Raw genomic sequence first — 17,601 nt, forward strand, 5'->3', positions numbered from 1 at the left:
TTAATGTTTCGAATGCGTGGTCATGACGATGCGGTCGGTATAGGCAATGGCCATGGCCGAGAGCAGGAAAGCGAGATGGATGATGGTCTGGAACATCAGGGTCTTCTCGGTGTACGCCGCTGCGTTGATGAAGGTCTTCAGCAGGTGGATCGACGAGATGCCGATAATCGCCATCGCCAGTTTCGTCTTGAGTACCGAAGCGTTCACGTGGGACAGCCATTCGGGCTGGTCCGGGTGGCCTTCGAGGTGCATGCGCGAGACGAAGGTCTCGTAGCCGCCGACGATGACCATGATCAGGAGGTTCGAGATCATGACCACGTCGATCAGGCCCAGCACGACCAGCATGATGGTGGTTTCAGTCAGCTTGGTAGGGCGCGGCGCGCCAGGCACGGTGACGACGTCAAGGATGTGCTGCAGCGACGCCGCATTGCCCATCGCCGCGCCGATCAGGTCCTTGAGCTCGACCCAGAAATGGAACACGTAGACGCACTGCGCCAGGATCAGGCCGAGATACAGCGGCAGCTGCAGCCAGCGGCTGGCGAAGATCAGGTTGTTCAGGGGACTGAGTTTCTTAGCTTCGTTCGGGGGAATTAACTGCGCCATCGAGATGCGGACTCCTGGATGCTGGATAAATTACAGCCGAGCATTCTACACCCGACAGCACGTCTTTTGCCGGTTCCTCTCCGCTTTGCGGCAAGGTTGGTAGAATGCTATTCGACCAGCGGGCGTATGAGAAAAGCCATGTAAGGGCTCAGTAAGCGAGCGCCCCTAAGGTGTCCGGTAAAACTTACTACTATGGAGACAAGCATGGCCGAGAACGAGAGCACCCAAGAATTCACGCTGCAGGAAAACCGCGTGTTCCCACCGTCCGCCGAGTTCGCCGGGACGGCCGCGATCTCCGGCATGGAAGCCTACGAAAAACTGTGCGCGGAAGCCGCCACCGACTACGAAGGCTTCTGGGCGCGACTGGCGCGCGAAAACATCGACTGGCACAAGCCGTTCACCAGCACCCTCGACGAATCGAACGCCCCGTTCTACAAATGGTTCGCCGACGGCCAGCTGAATGCGTCCTACAACAGCCTCGACCGCAACCTCACGAACGGCAACGCCGACAAGACCGCCATCATCTTCGAGGCGGACGACGGCACCGTGACCAAGGCGACCTACCGCGAGCTGCATGCCCGCGTCTGCCAGTTCGCCAACGGGTTGAAAAGCCGCGGCATCAAGAAGGGCGACCGCGTCATCATCTACATGTCGATGTCGATCGAAGGCGTCGCCGCCATGCAGGCCTGCGCCCGCATCGGCGCCACCCACTCGGTGGTGTTCGGCGGCTTCTCGGCGAAGTCGCTGCAGGAGCGCATCATCGACGCCGGCGCCGTCGCCGTCATCACGGCCGACGAGCAACGCCGCGGCGGCAAGTCGCTGCCGCTGAAAACCATCGTCGACGAGGCGCTGGCGCTGGGCGGCTGCGACAGCATCCGCGACGTCATCGTCTACCAGCGCACCGGCGGCCCGATCAATTTCACCGAAGGCCGCGACATCTGGCTGCACGAGCTGATCGACAACCAGGAGAAGGAATGCGAGCCGGAGTGGGTCGACGCCGAGCACCCGCTGTTCATCCTCTACACCTCGGGCTCGACCGGCACGCCGAAGGGCGTCCAGCACAGTACCGGCGGCTACCTGCTGTGGGCCGCGCTGACGATGAAGTGGACCTTCGACATCAAGCCAAGCGATGTGTTCTGGTGCACCGCCGACATCGGCTGGATCACCGGCCACACCTACATCGCCTACGGCCCGCTCGCCGCCGGCGTCACCCAGGTGGTGTTCGAGGGCGTGCCGACCTTCCCGCACGCCGGCCGCTTCTGGGAAACCATCGCCAAGCACAAGGTCTCGATCTTCTACACCGCGCCGACCGCGATCCGTTCGCTGATCAAGGCGTCCGATGCGGACGAGAAGGTGCACCCGAAGAGCTTCGACCTGTCGAGCCTGCGCCTGCTGGGTTCGGTCGGCGAGCCGATCAATCCGGAAGCCTGGATGTGGTACTACAAGAACGTCGGCCAGGAGCGTTGCCCGATCGTCGACACCTTCTGGCAGACCGAGACCGGCGGCCACATGATCACCCCGCTGCCGGGCGCGACCCCGCTGGTGCCGGGCTCCTGCACGCTGCCGCTGCCGGGCATCATGGCGGCGATCGTGGACGAGTCCGGCGCCGACGTGGCGAACGGGCAGGGCGGCATCCTGGTCGTGAAACGCCCATGGCCGTCGATGATCCGCACCATCTGGAACAACCCGGACCGCTTCCGCACCAGCTACTTCCCGGATGAACTGGGCGGCAAGTACTACCTGGCCGGCGACGGCGCCGTGCGCAACAAGGACACCGGCTACTTCACCATCACCGGTCGCATCGACGACGTGCTGAACGTCTCGGGCCACCGCATGGGCACGATGGAGATCGAATCGGCGCTGGTGGCGCACCCGATGGTCGCGGAAGCGGCGGTGGTCGGCAAGCCGGACGACACCACCGGCGAGGCGATCTGCGCCTTCGTGGTGCTGAAGCAGGCGCGTCCGAGCGGCGAAGACGCCAAGAAACTGGCGACCGAACTGCGCAGCTGGGTGGCCAAGGAAATCGGCCCGATCGCCAAGCCGAAGGAAATCCGCTTCGGCGACAACCTGCCGAAAACCCGCTCCGGCAAGATCATGCGCCGCCTGCTGCGCGTGTTGGCCAAGGGCGAGAACATCACCCAGGACGTGTCGACGCTGGAAAACCCGGCGATTCTGGAGCAGCTCAAAGAGTCTGCCTGACCCCTCGACAAGGTCAAGATGATGCCGCGCCGTGCAGACGGCGCGGCATTTTTTATTCTTCGCCGGGTTGCTTGAAAAGGTCGTCCAGCGGATTCGCCTTCTTCGGCGCAGGGGCGCCGCCGAACAGCGCGTCCAGCTCCGCACGCTGGCTGGCGACCGCCGCGCGCCCGCGCTTGCCGGCAAACTCCTCTTCGATATTGTCCCGATAAAAACTCCAGGCGGCGCCCGAGGTGGAGAAGCGCTTCCACAGGTCGCTGCCGACGCCGGCATAGTCGATGGCGGTGCCGTCGTCGAACTCCACGCGCAGCACGCGCTCCTTCGGCGCGTAGCCGATGGCGCGAAGTTTGCCGGCGTTGATTTTCTTGATTTCCATTGGGCTCTCCTGTCCAGTGTCTGATTCATCAACGATATCGCAAACGACGCGTTGACAGTGAAGCTCCACACCGATCCGCCCGCGTCACCCAATCGCTTTTACTCCGCCACCCTCAAAACCGTCGCTCCGGCGAAGGCCGGAGCCTAATTTCTTTTCCGAAGTCGTGTAAGTAAAAATTTATACGCTATTGGCTACGCGCAGAATTGGATCCCGGCCTTCGCCGGGAGTCATGGGCGCCCGTGGCGCGCATGACGACTCGAAGGGTGGGGCTAGAAAAGCTTTTAACGGCTCTCTCAGCGAGCCAACTCGTCCCGTGCGGCAATCTTTTCTTGTTGAATTTATAATTTTTGCGTACGCGAACTCAACCGTACGACCAGAGAAAAAATTCGATAACACAGGAGAGATATGATCAAGTCCTTAGCCAGATGGGCAGGTATGCTGCTGCTCGCCTTGTCCCTCATCCCGGCATCCGCATCCGCCGCCGGATACACCCAAACCAAGTATCCGATCATCCTCGTGCACGGCATGCTTGGCTGGGACTCGATCGGACCCTATGAATACTTCTTCGGCATCCCCGGCGCCTTGCGCCGCGACGGCGCCCAGGTCTACGTAGCCCAGGTGTCGGCTGCCAACAGTACCGAAGTGCGGGGCGAGCAACTGCTCACTTACGTCAAGCAGGTCATGGCCGCGACCGGCGCCAGGAAGGTCAACCTGATCGGCCACAGCCATGGCGGGCCGACCGTGCGCTACGTGGCGTCGGTGGCGCCGGCACTCGTCGCGTCCGTGACCAGCGTCGGCGGCACCAACAAGGGCGTGGTGACGGCCGACATCATGCGCGGTGCGGCCGCGCCGGGATCGTTTTCCGAGACGGTGCTGACCTCGGTCGTCGACGGCCTGGCCAAGACCATCGCCTTCCTGTCCGGCGACCGCAATGCCCAGATGTCGGCGGCGGCACTGGACTCGATCACCACCGCAGGCGCCGCCAGGTTCAACGCCGCCCATCCTCAGGGCGTGCCGGGCACCGCCTGCGGCGAGGGCGATTACCAGGTCAACGGCGTCTATTACTTCTCCTGGAGCGGCGCGCGGCCGCTGACCAACGTGCTCGATCCGGTCGACGGCGCTCTGAAGCTGGCGTCGCTGGCCTTCAAGGGCGAAAAGAACGACGGCCTGGTGGGCAGCTGCTCGAGCCGTCTCGGCCGCGTGATCCGCGACGACTACGGCATGAACCACATGGATGAAATCAACCAGGTGGCGGGCTTGGTCAACCTGTTCGAAACGAATCCGCTCACGGTGTACCGCCAGCACGCCAACCGCCTGCGCGAGATGGGCCTGTGAGCCTGCGCGCCTCGTTCATCGGCGGCACGGCATTCACGGCCGCGGTCGCCGGGGTACTGTGGATGGCGGCGTTCGGGCAGGGCGCCGCGCCGGAGCCCGGCACGGTCGAAATCGCCGTGGCGCCGCCCGCGAAAGCGTTCGCGCCCTCGCTCGAGGGCACGCGGCCGGACGGCGCGATCCGCGTCGCGCCCGACGACAGCATCGTCGTCGATGCGCAACTGATCGCCCTGTTCGAGTATTACCTGAGCACGGTCGGCGAAAAGTCCCCGAGCGAGGTGCAGGCCGGGATCGAGCGCGAACTGGACCGTACCCTGAGGCCGGCCGCGGCCGGCGCTGCCAAGCATGCGCTGGCGCGATACCTGTCCTACAAGCGGGCGCTGGCCGCATTGGAAGCCGGGCCCGGACTGGCCGGCCCGGACGCCGCGTCGCTGGTGCGCCGGCTGGAGGCGCTGTCCCGGGTACGTGCGCAGTTCTTCACCAAAACCGAGATCGCCGCGATCTTCGGCCAGGAAGATGCCGCCAACGCTGACGCCCTCGCGCGCCTGCGGATCCGCGAAGACCATTCCCTGACGCCACAGCAAACGGAGGAACGCCTGGCCGCGCTGGACGCCAGCATGCCGGCCGCGCTGCGCGAGGAGCGCGAGGCGCCATTGATCATCGGGCGCCTGCAGCAGGAAGCCGAGCGAATGCGCGCGGCAGGGGCGTCGGACGAGGAGATCTTCCGCGTGCGCGCCGAGGCGTTCGGGGCTGATGCGGCGGGCCGGCTGGCCGAGGTGGACCGCGAAGAAGCCGCGTGGAAGCAGCGGATCGGGACCTACCTCGCCCAGCGCAAGGGCTTGAACGAGCAGGCGGTGAGCGCGCTGCGCAGCCGTATGTTCAGCGCGGAAGAGCAGCGGCGCCTGCCGGTGTACGAGTCGGGACAGATGTGAGGCTACAGCTTCTCCATCTGTTGCCGCGCGTAGCCTGCAGTCGGACTTTTCGGCGCCAGCTCCAGGTAGGTCTTGTACGCCCCCTTGGCCTTGTCGCCCTGGCCTGCCCGCGCATAGGCGTCACCGAGGTTCATATAGGCGATCGCGCGTGAAGGATCCATCCGGATCGTATTCTCGAACCAGCGCGCCGCCTCCGCGTACTTCTCCTGTTTATAGAACACGAAGCCCAGGTTGTTGGCCGCCAGTGCAAAATCCGGCCGCAGCTTGAGCGCCTCGGTGAACTGCGCCTCCGCCTGCGCATACTGCTTCTCCTTGTAGAGCAGCAGCCCCTGGTCATTTGCCCGCTGCGCCTTCTGGCGGTTTGATACCGGCACCGCAGCCGGCGCCACCAGCTTGGTTTCGCCACCCTGCAAATCCTTGACGACCACGGCCGCGGCCGGCGCCGAGGCCTGGGCGTCGAGCTTGGTATTCAGCGCGATCGCATCGTTCGACAGCTGCGCGGTATTGGTGTTCAGGAACTCGCTTTCCTCCGGCAGTTCGAACACGAACTCGCCGCCCTCCGACCCCGGCAGGCTGCCGAAGGCCGGCGTCTGCTGCGACACGCTCGACACCGCCGGCGCAACATACGCCGCCAGCTCGGTGCCGGTGATCAGGCTGTCGCCGTTCAGGTCGGCCTTGCCGCCGAGACCTTGCAGCAGGGTCCAGGTGAACACCGAGTGCCCGTTCGGCCCGCCATCCGACACCAATTGATCGCTGCCGCCCGCCGTCAGCATCTGGCGTCCCAGGCGCTTGGCGTTGTCGCGCAGGAAGGACGCATTCGCCGCGCCGCGCGTGAGACCGAGGCCGCTATAGCAGGCGTCCATCACGAACAGCGCATGCTTGGCCGGCAGGCTTTCCGCGATGTTCTGAATCTCCGTCATCGGAATCGCATCCGTGGCCAGATTGTTCGGGTCGGCATCGACCGGCACGATGTAGCCGAGGTCGCGCCCCGAGCTGAGTTTTCTCGTCGCGCCATGGCCGGCGAAGAACACGAAGATGCGGTCGTTCGGCTGCAGGTTGCCATGCGCAAGGCGGTCGTGGAAGGCGGCCAGGATGCCGTTGCGGGTCGCCGCCTCGTTCTTGAGCGTGATCACGCGCTCCTGGGCGAAGCCGAATTTCTGCACCAGCATCTGTCCAACACCTTCAGCGTCCCGCACGGCGTACTGCAGCTGCGGCCATTTCTGGTACTTGTCGATGCCGACCACGATGGCCCAGGAATTGGCGTAACCCGTCGCCGCCGAACGCTGCACCGGCGCCGGCGCACTTGCTCCGGAGACTTTGAACGATTCGCCATCCCAGCCGGCGAACTGGTAGCCCTCGGCCACCAGGCGGTCGAGGATGGCTGGCAGCGCCTTCACGGTGCGCTCGTGGATGTCGTGGAACAGGATGATGCCGCGGCCCTCCTTATCGACGGAGCGCAGCACGCGGTCGGCGATGGAGGAGGGCACCGGGTCGGCCCAGTCGAGCGAATCGATATTCCACATCACCGAGCGCAGGTGCGCGTCTTCCAGCAGCTGCATGCCTTCGCGGTTGCGCGCGCCGTAGGGGAAGCGGAACAGCTGCGAGCGCTGCGGATCGACCGCCTTCAGGAGGGCGTCCGTATTCAGGATCTCCGCCTTCAGGCCGTCGCCGGTCTGCTTGGACAGTTGCGCGTGCGAGAAGCTGTGATTGGCCAGCACGTAACCCGATTGCTTCAGCCGGCGCATCACCTCCGCGCCGCCGTTCAGCTTGGCCTTGCCCTGGGCGTCGAGCGTACCGATGTTGCGGCCGACGCTGAAGAAAATTGCCGGCGCGTTGTACTGCTTGAGGATGGCCGCGATTTCCTCGCTGTAGCGGCGGTGCGGGCCGTCGTCGAAAGTCAGCACCACGGTTTTCTTCGGGAGCGCCTTGCCGAAGATCTCGCCGTCTTCCGTGCCCGCCTGCGACGGCGCCGCCGGTTCCGGCTTGGCCGGGTAGGGGGCGATGACGCCGTAATCCTTGAGGATGGTTTCGCGCTTGTACAGGGTCTTCAGGTAAGCGACGTAGGCGTCCCACTTCTCGCGTTTGAGCTCGATCGAACGCGATTCGAATCGCCCGAACACCGCGCGGATTTCCTTCTCATAGTGTCGTTCGATCTCCGCCAGCGCGTCGATGTCTTCCGAGATGCGCTTGTGCAGCTTGATCGCGGGCAGCGAAGAGTCCTTCGCGACCTGCGCCAGCAGCGACTGCATCAGCTCGCGGAAGGCCAGGCGGTCGGCATCGTAGAGGCCATCGCCGGATTCGACGTAGTCGATCAGGGTGCCGAGGGCGTCGAAACGCGCGGGATTGTTCGAGGCGAGCAGCTGGGCGAGGGCGGCGTCGACCTTGTTGATGCGTTCCTGATTCTCGTGGAAGAGCTGCTGGCCGACGCTGTTGGCCTGGGCGCGTTCGCTGGTCGACAAGCTCGCCTCGTCCTGCGTCAGCACGATGATCTTGCGGTAGGACGCCAGCATGGTCTTCATGTCGGCCGAGATGGCGCTGACGTCCATGCCGGCGTTGGCGGGTGCGCTTGAAGGGGCAGGCGCGGAAGAGGGCGACTTGAGGCTGACGACCCAGCTGCCGGCAGCGGCGCCGGCGGCGGCCACAGCGAAGACGACGTAATACAGGGCTTTGCGTTTCACGGCGGTGCGGTACGGAAGAGTTAAATTCGGGCAACGATACCATTCCGGTGTCGGGTACGCTCGTGAAAAACCGCAAAGTGCGCGGGCAAAAACGACAATGCCGCCCGGGAGGCGGCATTCTATGCTGGGTGCGTAAGCGTTTTGTCTCAGGAAGACGACAGCACGAAGGTATTCCCGTCCGGGTCGCGGAACTTCGCGAACGTTCCCCACGGCTGCGCCGTCGGCGGCTCGATGAACTCGACGCCGCGCTGGCTCAGCTGGCGATAGGTCGCTTCGACATTGTCGCAGGCGAAAGAGCCGTTGAAGAAGGTGCCGATTCGGTCTTCCTGGCCATCCATCGCGAACAGCACCACGCGTGTGCCGGCGCTGCCGATGCGCAGCTCGATCCAGCGCTTGCCCGGGCCCATGGGCTGGTCGGTGGAGATGTCGAAGCCGAGCTTGTGAGTGTAGAAGGCGAGGGCGCGATCCTGGTCCGAGACCGGGATGCTGACGAATTTGAGTTGGGTGATCATGAATGGCTCGATGCCGTGGTTGTCATGGCCGCCATTATCGTGGCAGACTCGCGACCCACGTGCTTTTAAATACTATAGTTTCCATGACTACCCGCCAGTCTTCGCTCGACGCCTATGTGTTCGAGGTCCTGATGCCCGACCTGGTCGGCCACGACCGCCGGCCGGCGGCGTTCGTCGTCTATCTCTACCTGCTGCACAGTGCCCAGGCCCTGGGGCGCGACCAGGTGCCGGCCAGCCTGCAGACGATCGCGGTCAAGACGGGATTGTCGAAGTCGGCGGTGCAGGTTGCGCTGCGCCACCTGAAGCGGCGCGGACTGGTTGGGGAGGATGAGGTCGGCACGCAGGTGAATCCGGTTCGGCAAGTGCTGCGGCCCTGGCGACGACGCTGGACCGAGGCTGCAGCATGACGCTTGCGAGATCGGTCTTGTACAGAAGAGAATACTTGCTATAATAGGCGGCTTCGTGGACACACGAGACCCCATCAGGAGAGATGGATGAGTGGTTTAAGTCGCACGCCTGGAAAGCGTGTATAGGTTCATAGCCTATCGGGGGTTCGAATCCCCCTCTCTCCGCCAGAAAACTTGAAAGCCCCTCTTGAGGGGCTTTTTTATTTCCGTCTCCTATCTCTAGTCACTGCATCTTGGTTGGACGTGTCCTCAGTAGTCGAACATGTTGGAGAGCAGGTAGCTTCTTGCTGTCGCGGTTTCTTAGTCCCATCAGTATCTCTGTCTGATGAGCATGGCTAAACTGACCAATCCGGAGCAGCGCTTCCTCTAAATTTATACTAGAGCAGCCACTATGCGATCGTACGGGTACGCTGACACTGCCCCGCAACATTAATTTATGTGGCAGCAGAACTAGCGGTCCATCGTAGCGGTTGTCACTTGTAGATGTCCCAAAGCAACCGAGGAATCGAACATGCAGATGGTCTTTCCATTCTGGACGACTCATGTATTCGTCACGAGCCCACGAAGCTGCTTCATGAGATACATTGGCAAGCATAATTTCGCCTGACGACTTGCGCACATCACACAGTTGACTGGGGCCAAGCAGGGCGCAAGCATCGAGGCCGTAATGAATAGCAGCACAGGCTAGTGGCTGAACTCGACAGCGCCCTTCGGCAAAACTTTCGATATTTTAAGAAGCCATTCAACAGAGTGGGTCAGGAAGCGTTTGCCGCTGTCATCACTAAAATGGATCCATGGTCTACCTCGATTGCCTAGCCGAGGTCTCCGCCGTTGTAGCGTAATGGCAAGCGCAACGTCAAGTCACCATCGAGTAGAACAGCTGAGTAAAGTAGGGTGCTACTATCGGATGTAGAAGTTGTCTCTCTAGGAAATTTGCCTTTGTGATCCATTTCCATGCTCCAAACTGAAATTGTTAAAGTTCATTTGGATGCGATCCTATCCGCGTGCACAAATTCGGATGAAGAGCATGCCGCACGATTGAAGTCAACATTTCGATTCGGCCTACTTACGTAGGTGCGAAAGTTAGAGCTGGTAGATAGCTTGACCATGGCCAGCGGTGCAGGCAGCTGGGTAATCTGGACACCGCATGTTTTCACGGTCTGCGCCTGAACGCGTTGAAACTGCCTCGTTCGTGTCTGAATGTCAGACCTGGCACTGTGCATGTTGTGGCGGAGAGGCAGAGTGCCTGTGAGCTCTGCGAGAGCAGATTTGAAGAGCTCGCTCCTGCCCGAGCACCCCCTCCGAACCACCATATGCTGCGTCTGTGCAGCAGCCTTGCCCGCCGAGGGCACGCAGTGCGTGTAGGTTAGATCTAGAAAGCGAGCCGCGGGCGAACGTGATTCTACGCTTGGACTTCATCTTACCTCTTCACCTAAGCTTGCCCTCCCGACGGCAGAGCATGTGGCAAATGGCAGACTTGACCCTCAGCCCGGGTAAGAAAGAGTCACGGTACATGATTTTAGATTTCAGATGAGCTACAGTCCTCATGTCACTCTTACCGAATCGGAATTTACGTGAAAATTTCTGAGCATATAAAGCAGTCTTTGGATGCAGCTGACAGAGGCGATCTAGATCAGGCTATGTTGTCCGCGTGCATTGCTATAGATGGCACGGCGAGCAAGATGTATCCACGAGAGCCGCTAGTCGGAAAGCGCTTTCGTAGGTTTATCAATGAGTATTTAGACGTAATTGAGCTAATGCACGGGGGGATAAATCTTCAAGAGACAGTCTTTCCATTCAAGAGCAACAAGGGGGTGGAGGGACTTGCATTTGCAGATATCATCTATGAGAAGTTCCGATGTAACTTAGCGCATGGCTCCGAACTGCCAGACGGGTATGGAGTCGCTGTCCAAGTTGCACCAGGACAGATGCAATTCGTCATTGACCTGGAAGTGGGGGCAATGACCGTTCCGCAAAGTGCCATTTATGCTCTGGGCTTGGCTGCCGTGCTGGCTCCGGTGAACGAGGATCAAAAGATTGGGAGCAATCTTTATCATTACCGCGATTCAATCAACACATATGTGGTTGACCGTTGGTGGGGAAAGTTAGAATGTGCTAGACAGATCATGGACTTTGATTCGCTTATTCGCGTCAAGCTTGACTTTTCTAACCATATGGCCAAATAGACAAATCATAGGCAAAATCTGGATTGAAAAGCGTGTGGAATATTCGATTGCCCATGAATACGCGCTTCTCGTCTTAAGCTGCCTGAGTCTTGGGCTTCTGACTACGTACTCCTGCGAATGCAAGAAATGCACTACACACCAAGCAGACAAGTGCTGCACTAACGCCTAGAATCAACGCAGCCGGTGTACACGTGAATAAGAAGATCGCAAGCGAATACAGGTTGCGACGATGCGTCGTCATGATCTGCTCTCGAGACAGTTCGTCTCGAAGAAGCCCGCGACGCATTGCCATCCTGAAGTACAGCAGCTGTAGCAGCAAAATTAACCCGACCAGCGGCAAATAGACGAGCAGGCAGACGAGATTCCCATGAATCATGTAGCGCCCGATTACCGCAGCCGCAAACGGGAAAAAGCACACCAGTGCCAGGAAAGTCAGGGTGCAGAATAAAAGTGGACCGTCGATCCGTTTGACCTTGTCCTTTAGGCCGTGATGCCAGACCCAGAACAACCCGAGCAAGGCAAAGCTGACGAATTAGGCAATGACTAGCGGTCCGACGGCGCCGATCGAAGTAAGCAGTTCGCTTGAGCTGGAAGGATTTTTCAATTCCGGTACTTTCACCTCGAGCACCAGCACCGTCAGCGCAACGGCAAAGATTCCGTCGATGAGTGGGTCAAGCCCGATGGCTGGATAGGTCGAATGGGCCGCTGCGCATAAGTATCCTGCGAAAGTGAACGGAGCGTTAACTTGCAAAATACTAACACTTCGCTGCGGCTTAACGTCAAGAAATAATCAGTTCTTCAACACCTTGCGCCGGAGACCAGCTGCGGCCAACAGGCCGATTCCCAACAGCGCGACAGAGCCTGGTTCCGGAATATCCACACGCTGCAGTTGACCCGTCGCGCCGTTGCAGATTTCCCAGTTCTCACCGCAACCGGCGCCGCCCATGTCTTGATCGCTACGTGCGTCCAGGATGGTGAACAGGCTGCCTTGTGAGCTCATCCCGAAGTGGCTGTTGGCATCGTTCGCATAGATGCGGCCGCTCAGGAAACCATCGCTGCCGAACGTCAGGTTCAGGTCGAGCGAGCCCAGGCCGTATCGGAATTGCTCTTCCCTCGGTTTATAGGAAATCGGAGAGACCCCCGGCGTGGAGAAGTAGATGGACAGCAGGCCTGCGTCCGGATAGGACTCCTCCCAATCGCCCATCGGGACCTTGAAATTCAGCTTGCCGCTGTTGACGGCTGCCGTGGTGAATTCCATTCGGAAGGTGACGTGCTGGGGCAGTTTTTCATTGAGCGGACGCCACTCGTAGATCACGCCTGCTTGGCTGCTGAGGGAGGCAAGGCACAGGGCGGAGGCCAGTACCAGGGATTTGAAACGCATGATGAACTCCTGGGATGTAACACTTGAAAACAAGCAATTAACAGACCAGGCTGGCTAAGCCTCTGTTTTTGCAGGCAATGTTGAACAGAAACCTCTGCCGTCTCGGTGTCGCTGTAAAGATTCCTGACACAGTCTGCGCTACGGCCCCGACGACATTGCTGACTCATCCTGCTATCATTCCACATCATTCACACACCAAGGGGTTCGTCCGATGCGCCATTGATGCCGCCGTCTGCTTGACGGCCAGTTCTCCCATCTTCCCGCGAAAGCAGGGAGCACCCGGCATCCTTGGAGGTTCCATGACGCACCCATTCCTGGCGCTCGACAGCGCCTCGTTCGATCTTCCCGACGGCACCACGTTGCTGTCCTGCCTCACAGAGCAGTTCGATTCCCGCCACACCGGCCTGGTCGGCCGTAACGGCGTCGGCAAGAGCGTGCTCGCGCGCCTGCTGGCCGGCGAGCTGCAGGCGAGTGCAGGCCGCTGCGTCCGCTCCGGCCCCGTGTTCTACCTGCCGCAGCAGGTCGATCGCCTCCACGGCGAAACCGTCGCCTCGCTCGCCCGCCTGAAGCCGACGCTCGACGCCCTGCAGCGCATCGATGCCGGCAGCATCGACCCGCTGGATTTCGACCTGGTCGGCGACCGCTGGGACCTGCCCGCACGCCTCCAGCACGCGCTCGAGCAGGCTGGCCTCGGCCACCTGGACGCCGCCACCCCCGCGCAGCAACTCAGCGGCGGCGAAGCCATGCGCGTGGCGCTGCTCGGCGCCATGCTCTCGAATGCCGACTTCCTGATCCTCGACGAGCCCACCAACCACCTCGACCGCCCATCGCGCCAGGCGCTGGTGGACCAGCTCAGGCAGTGGAAGGGCGGCCTGATCGTCGTCAGCCACGACCGCACCCTGCTCGAGCAAATGGACCGCATCGTCGAACTCTCCTCGCAAGGCCTGCGCAGCTACGGCGGCAACTACAGCTTTTATGCCGCCGCCCGCGCTGCGGAGCAGGACAGCGCCCAGCGCGATCTCGACCACGCGCGACACACCCTGCAGCGCGAGGAACGCGCCATGCGCGAGCAGCGCGAACGCCAGCAGCGCCGCCAGGCGCAAGGCGCACGCGAAGGCAAGGCCGCCAACCAGGCGAAGATCCTGCTGGGACGCCAGAAGGAGCGCAGCGAAGCGAGCGGCGGACGCCTGCAGCAGCGCATCGACGAAACCCGCCAGCAGCACCGCGAGCAGGTCCGGCACGCCGCCGAGCAGCTGCGCGAGGACCAGGCCATCCGCCTGCAAGGCCCGCAACTGAGCGCCGCCGCCCAGCGCCGCGTCGTCCAGCTGGAAGACGTCGCGCTGCCTTTCGTGCCGCCAGTCCTGCGCCGCATCGACCTGGTCATCACCGGCCAGCAGCGCATCGGCATCACCGGCCCGAACGGCAGCGGCAAGTCGACCCTCCTGAAAGTCATCGCCGGCGAGATCGACCCGCTGGCCGGACGGGTCACGCGCGACCCGGCCTGCGCCTGGCTCGACCAGCGCCTCGCCACCCTCGACCCCGATCGCTGCGCCATCGACCAGCTCATCGCCGCCAACCGCAGCGTCGCCCCCGACCGACTGCGCACCTACCTCGCCCAGATCGGCCTGGACGCCCGTAAGGCAACCATGGCGACTGGTCTGCTGAGCGGCGGCGAACGTTTGAAGGCGGCGCTGGCCTGCGCGCTGTACGCCGACCCGCCCGCGCGTCTGCTCCTGCTGGACGAGCCGGGCAACCACCTGGACCTGGCCTCCCTCGAAGCGCTGGAGTCGATGCTGGCCCAGTACACTGGCGCGCTGGTGGTGGTGTCGCACGATGAAGTCTTCCTCGACCGCCTGCACCTGACCCATCGATTGACGGCAGGCGAGGGCGGTTGGCGCCTGGAGGCCTGCTGACCGGGGCCCGCCATTGATATAATCGCGGATCACCGCCACGCTTTTTTGAAGGACCAACGTTGCGCACCCTTGTCATTTCCCCCAACTGGATCGGCGACGCCGTGATGGCCCAGCCGCTGCTGCGCCGCCTGCGCGATCTGCACCCCGACCGCCCGATCGACGTGCTGGCCCCGACCTGGGTGGCGCCGGTCTGGCGTGCGATGCGCGAGGTGGACACGGTGCTCGAGTCGCCCTTCAAGCACGGTTCGCTGCAGTGGAAGGAGCGCAAGGCGTACGCGAAGATCCTCAAAAAGCGCGGCTATGCCGACTCCTACGTGCTGCCGAACACGCTGAAATTCGCGCTGATCCCCTGGCTGGCCGGCATCAGGCGCCGCGTCGGCTACAAGGGCGAGATGCGCTACGGCCTGGTGAACGTGATGCACCACGACGAGAAGGATGCGCCGCGTCCGATGGCCCAGTTCTATGCCGCGCTGGCCGACCAGCCGGTGCGCAACCTGCCGCGGCTTGACAAGCTCCCCGAGCCGGAGATGATCGCCGACGCAAAGGACGCCGACGCCGCCATCGCCCGCCTGAACCTGCCAGCCGGAACCTACGTCGCCTTCGCCCCCGGCGCCGAGTTCGGCCCCGCCAAGCGCTGGCCCGCATCCTATTTCGCCGAACTGGCCCGGACGATCCGCGCCAACCGGCCAGATGCCCAGATCCTGCTGCTCGGCTCCCCGAAAGACCGCGCCGTCTGCGACGAGATCACCGCCATCGTCCCGCAGGCGCACAATCTCGCCGGCTCGACCTCGCTGAGCGAAGCGATCGCCCTGATTTCGCGCGCCGCCGCCGTGGTCACCAACGATTCCGGCCTGATGCACATCGGCGCCGCCTTGAAGCGCCCCGTGGTGGCGATCTACGGCCCGACCGATCCGCGCCATACGCCGCCGCTGTCCGAACTGGCGAAGATCCTGTGGCTGCACATCGAGTGCTCGCCTTGCCAGCAGCGCGAATGCCCACTGGGCCACCAGAACTGCATGAAACTGATTACGCCGGACGCCGTCTGGCAACCGCTGCAGCCGATGCTGGCCGCGGCCTGAACGAACGAGTTAGAAGAGAGGTCCACAATGATTCTGGTAACCGGCGCAGCAGGCTTCATCGGAGCCAACCTGGTGCACGCGCTCTCCAAGCGCCAACCCTTCAGCGTGTTCGCCGTCGATAACATGTCGCGGCCGGACAAATTCCTGAACATCGTCGACGCCGAATTGGCCGACTACGCCGACAAGGAAGACTTCCTGGTGCGCCTGAAGGCCGGCGAATTCGACGGCAAGTTCAGCGCCGTGCTGCACCAGGGCGCCTGCTCCAACACCATGGAGACCGACGGCCGCTACATGATGCGGAATAACTACGAGTACACGATCGCGCTGTTCGAGTTTTGCCAGCGCGAGAAGATCCCCTTCATCTACGCCTCGTCCGCGGCGGTGTATGGTGGCGGCACCGTGTTCAGGGAAGAGCGTGAACACGAGCGCCCGCTGAACGTCTACGGCTACTCGAAATTCCTGTTCGACCAGTACATGCGCCGCTACTGGCAGCAGCACGGGATGGATGCCGGCAGCCAGGTCGTCGGCCTGCGCTACTTCAACGTCTACGGCCCGCTGGAAGGCCACAAGGGCACGATGGCCTCCGTGCCCTTCCACCAGTTCCACCAGTTCCAGAAAGAGGGCAAGGTCAAGCTCTTCGGCGCCAACGAGGGCTACGAGGCCGGCACCCAGATGCGCGACTTCGTCTACGTCGAGGACGTGGTGAAGGTGAACCTGTTCTTCCTCGATCACCCCGACAAGCGCGGCATCTTCAACCTCGGCACCGGCCGCGCCCAGCCCTTCAACGACCTGGCCATCGCCACCGTCAACGCCCTGGCCAACGAGGGCAACCCGCCTTTGAGCCTCGACCAGATCATCGACAAGGGCCTGCTCGACTACCTGCCATTCCCCGACAAACTGAAGGGCAAGTACCAGAGCTTCACCCAGGCCGACATCGGCGCCCTGCGCGCCGTCGGCTACACCGAGCCGTTCACCGACGTCGCCACCGGCGTCGCAAAATACATGGACTACCTGAAAACGGCCCGCTAACTCAGCACCGTCGCCCCGGCGCAGGCCGGGGCCCAATTTCCCCCCGCATTCCAATACACTCCGTTTACATCCCCGCCCCCAGCTTTTAGCCCGTTTTTACACCCAAACCCCTACGCTTTCACCTGCTCCAACAACAACACGCAGGTACCATGAAAGCACTGATCTTCGCCACCGCCATCCTCGCCACCAGCGCCCACGCGCAGACCGAGCCCCCCGCATCGACCACCACCTTCAACGCCGCCGTCACAAGCGACTACCGCTACCGCGGCATCTCCCAAACCCGCCTGCAGCCCGCCCTGCAGGGAGGCGCCGACTTCGTCCACGCCACCGGCTGGTACGCAGGCGCATGGGCCTCGACCATCAAGTGGACGAAAGACGCCGGCGGCGACGGCAGCATCGAACTCGACCTCTACGGCGGCAAGCGCGGCGAGATCGCCCCGGGTGTCAGCTACGACGTCGGCGTCCTGCGCTACCTCTATTCCGGCAATGAGCTCGGCCGCGTCAAAGGCTTCGTCAACGCCAACACCACCGAAGTCTACGGCCAGCTCGGCTACGGCCCCGCCTACGTCAAGTACTCGCACGCGACCACCAACCTGTTCGGCTTTGTCGACAGCGAAAACAGTGGCTACCTCGACATCGGCGCCAACATCGACGCCGGCAACGGCGTCACGCTCCAGCTGCACGCCGGCCGCCAGCGTGTCGAGAACAACGGCGCGGCGACCTACACCGACTGGAAGATCGGCGCCAGCCGCGCCTTCGGCCCCGCTACCATCACCCTGGCCGCCATCGGCACCAACGCGGACAAAAGCGCCTATGCCTCGCCGGCCAACGGCAAATTCACGGGCAAGACCGCGCTGCAGCTGACCGTCGGCGCCACCTTCTAAGACCGGCGCGTTTACAACGCGTTTACACGGCGCCGCAGGCTTTTTACGCCCCGTTTCGCGCGGCGCCTCTACGCTCCATCCAACAACAACAAC

At 62.4% G+C, this 17,601-nt stretch carries 14 protein-coding genes, 1 tRNA gene and 1 pseudogene; 10 read left to right on the forward strand and 6 right to left on the reverse strand.

Translation table 11 applies throughout. The annotated features are described in order from the left end of the window. The gene (locus LQ564_RS14645) at nucleotides 1-603 is read right to left on the reverse strand and encodes a TIGR00645 family protein (RefSeq protein WP_231058833.1); all 603 of its coding nucleotides are present in this window, start codon (nucleotides 601-603) and stop codon (nucleotides 1-3) included. Nucleotides 604-807: 204 nt separating this feature from the next. Between LQ564_RS14645 and acs the strand changes: the two genes are divergently transcribed. Continuing rightward, on the forward strand, nucleotides 808-2,802 hold the full coding sequence (acs, locus tag LQ564_RS14650; protein ID WP_231058834.1) for an acetate--CoA ligase: 1,995 nt from the start codon (nucleotides 808-810) through the stop codon (nucleotides 2,800-2,802). A 52-nt stretch (nucleotides 2,803-2,854) separates the two neighbouring features. On the opposite strand, the gene LQ564_RS14655 is transcribed toward acs, so the two are convergent. Next, a complete protein-coding gene (locus LQ564_RS14655) occupies nucleotides 2,855-3,175 on the reverse strand; it encodes a KTSC domain-containing protein (protein ID WP_231058835.1) in 321 nt (106 codons plus the stop codon). Nucleotides 3,176-3,580: 405 nt separating this feature from the next. Here LQ564_RS14655 and LQ564_RS14660 point away from each other — a divergent pair, with 405 nt between their 5' ends. Further along, a complete protein-coding gene (locus LQ564_RS14660) occupies nucleotides 3,581-4,510 on the forward strand; it encodes an esterase/lipase family protein (RefSeq protein WP_231058836.1) in 930 nt (309 codons plus the stop codon). Further along, nucleotides 4,507-5,439 carry a lipase secretion chaperone gene (locus LQ564_RS14665; RefSeq protein ID WP_231058837.1) on the forward strand — a complete coding sequence of 311 codons (933 nt, stop codon included), beginning with the start codon at nucleotides 4,507-4,509 and terminating at the stop codon, nucleotides 5,437-5,439. Before LQ564_RS14660 ends, LQ564_RS14665 begins: the two co-directional genes overlap by 4 nt. Before the next feature lie 2 nt (nucleotides 5,440-5,441). On the opposite strand, the gene LQ564_RS14670 is transcribed toward LQ564_RS14665, so the two are convergent. Both LQ564_RS14670 and LQ564_RS14675 read right to left on the reverse strand, forming a co-directional pair. Next, nucleotides 5,442-8,117: a polysaccharide deacetylase family protein gene (locus LQ564_RS14670; protein ID WP_231058838.1), complete on the reverse strand. Its 2,676-nt coding sequence runs from the start codon at nucleotides 8,115-8,117 to the stop codon at nucleotides 5,442-5,444. Nucleotides 8,118-8,263: 146 nt separating this feature from the next. Beyond that, on the reverse strand, nucleotides 8,264-8,629 hold the full coding sequence (locus LQ564_RS14675; protein ID WP_231058839.1) for a VOC family protein: 366 nt from the start codon (nucleotides 8,627-8,629) through the stop codon (nucleotides 8,264-8,266). A gap of 83 nt (nucleotides 8,630-8,712) precedes the next feature. Here LQ564_RS14675 and LQ564_RS14680 point away from each other — a divergent pair, with 83 nt between their 5' ends. From LQ564_RS14680 to LQ564_RS14690, 3 genes are all read left to right on the forward strand, one after another. Continuing rightward, nucleotides 8,713-9,036 (forward strand): helix-turn-helix domain-containing protein, encoded by a 324-nt coding sequence (locus tag LQ564_RS14680; RefSeq protein WP_231058840.1) that lies wholly within the window; start codon nucleotides 8,713-8,715, stop codon nucleotides 9,034-9,036. A gap of 77 nt (nucleotides 9,037-9,113) precedes the next feature. Then, a tRNA-Ser gene (locus LQ564_RS14685) sits at nucleotides 9,114-9,204 on the forward strand. Between the two features lie 1,406 nt (nucleotides 9,205-10,610). Further along, nucleotides 10,611-11,222 carry an Rv1289 family protein gene (locus tag LQ564_RS14690; RefSeq protein ID WP_231058841.1) on the forward strand — a complete coding sequence of 204 codons (612 nt, stop codon included), beginning with the start codon at nucleotides 10,611-10,613 and terminating at the stop codon, nucleotides 11,220-11,222. A 73-nt stretch (nucleotides 11,223-11,295) separates the two neighbouring features. On the opposite strand, the pseudogene LQ564_RS26025 reads toward LQ564_RS14690, so the two are convergent. Together LQ564_RS26025 and LQ564_RS14695 are read right to left on the reverse strand one after the other, a co-directional pair. After that, nucleotides 11,296-11,973, reverse strand: a pseudogene (locus LQ564_RS26025) (TMEM175 family protein). Nucleotides 11,974-12,012: 39 nt separating this feature from the next. Continuing rightward, nucleotides 12,013-12,603 (reverse strand): PEP-CTERM sorting domain-containing protein, encoded by a 591-nt coding sequence (locus tag LQ564_RS14695; RefSeq protein WP_231058842.1) that lies wholly within the window; start codon nucleotides 12,601-12,603, stop codon nucleotides 12,013-12,015. A 299-nt stretch (nucleotides 12,604-12,902) separates the two neighbouring features. Between LQ564_RS14695 and LQ564_RS14700 the strand changes: the two genes are divergently transcribed. From LQ564_RS14700 to LQ564_RS14715, 4 genes are all read left to right on the forward strand, one after another. Further along, nucleotides 12,903-14,516, forward strand: coding sequence for an ABC-F family ATP-binding cassette domain-containing protein (locus LQ564_RS14700; protein ID WP_231058843.1), 1,614 nt, complete (start codon nucleotides 12,903-12,905; stop codon nucleotides 14,514-14,516). Between the two features lie 59 nt (nucleotides 14,517-14,575). Then, nucleotides 14,576-15,595, forward strand: a complete 1,020-nt coding sequence (gene waaF, locus LQ564_RS14705; protein ID WP_269143545.1) for a lipopolysaccharide heptosyltransferase II — start codon at nucleotides 14,576-14,578, stop codon at nucleotides 15,593-15,595. Between the two features lie 27 nt (nucleotides 15,596-15,622). Next, nucleotides 15,623-16,624, forward strand: a complete 1,002-nt coding sequence (gene rfaD, locus LQ564_RS14710) for an ADP-glyceromanno-heptose 6-epimerase (RefSeq protein ID WP_231058844.1) — start codon at nucleotides 15,623-15,625, stop codon at nucleotides 16,622-16,624. Between the two features lie 149 nt (nucleotides 16,625-16,773). Further along, nucleotides 16,774-17,508: a TorF family putative porin gene (locus LQ564_RS14715; protein ID WP_231058845.1), complete on the forward strand. Its 735-nt coding sequence runs from the start codon at nucleotides 16,774-16,776 to the stop codon at nucleotides 17,506-17,508. Nucleotides 17,509-17,601: the final 93 nt, after the last annotated feature.

It is taken from the genome of Massilia phyllostachyos, from assembly GCF_021044825.1.
Classification (GTDB): Bacteria; Pseudomonadota; Gammaproteobacteria; order Burkholderiales; family Burkholderiaceae_D; genus Telluria; species Telluria phyllostachyos.

Coding starts and splice junctions, on each gene's coding strand:
- LQ564_RS14700 (WP_231058843.1), top strand. CDS start 12,903: ATGACGCACCCATTCCTGGCGCTCGACAGCGCCTCGTTCGATCTTCCC.
- acs (WP_231058834.1), top strand. CDS start 808: ATGGCCGAGAACGAGAGCACCCAAGAATTCACGCTGCAGGAAAACCGC.
- LQ564_RS14645 (WP_231058833.1), bottom strand. CDS start 603: ATGGCGCAGTTAATTCCCCCGAACGAAGCTAAGAAACTCAGTCCCCTG.
- rfaD (WP_231058844.1), top strand. CDS start 15,623: ATGATTCTGGTAACCGGCGCAGCAGGCTTCATCGGAGCCAACCTGGTG.
- LQ564_RS14660 (WP_231058836.1), top strand. CDS start 3,581: ATGATCAAGTCCTTAGCCAGATGGGCAGGTATGCTGCTGCTCGCCTTG.
- LQ564_RS14715 (WP_231058845.1), top strand. CDS start 16,774: ATGAAAGCACTGATCTTCGCCACCGCCATCCTCGCCACCAGCGCCCAC.
- LQ564_RS14675 (WP_231058839.1), bottom strand. CDS start 8,629: ATGATCACCCAACTCAAATTCGTCAGCATCCCGGTCTCGGACCAGGAT.
- LQ564_RS14655 (WP_231058835.1), bottom strand. CDS start 3,175: ATGGAAATCAAGAAAATCAACGCCGGCAAACTTCGCGCCATCGGCTAC.
- LQ564_RS14680 (WP_231058840.1), top strand. CDS start 8,713: ATGACTACCCGCCAGTCTTCGCTCGACGCCTATGTGTTCGAGGTCCTG.
- LQ564_RS14695 (WP_231058842.1), bottom strand. CDS start 12,603: ATGCGTTTCAAATCCCTGGTACTGGCCTCCGCCCTGTGCCTTGCCTCC.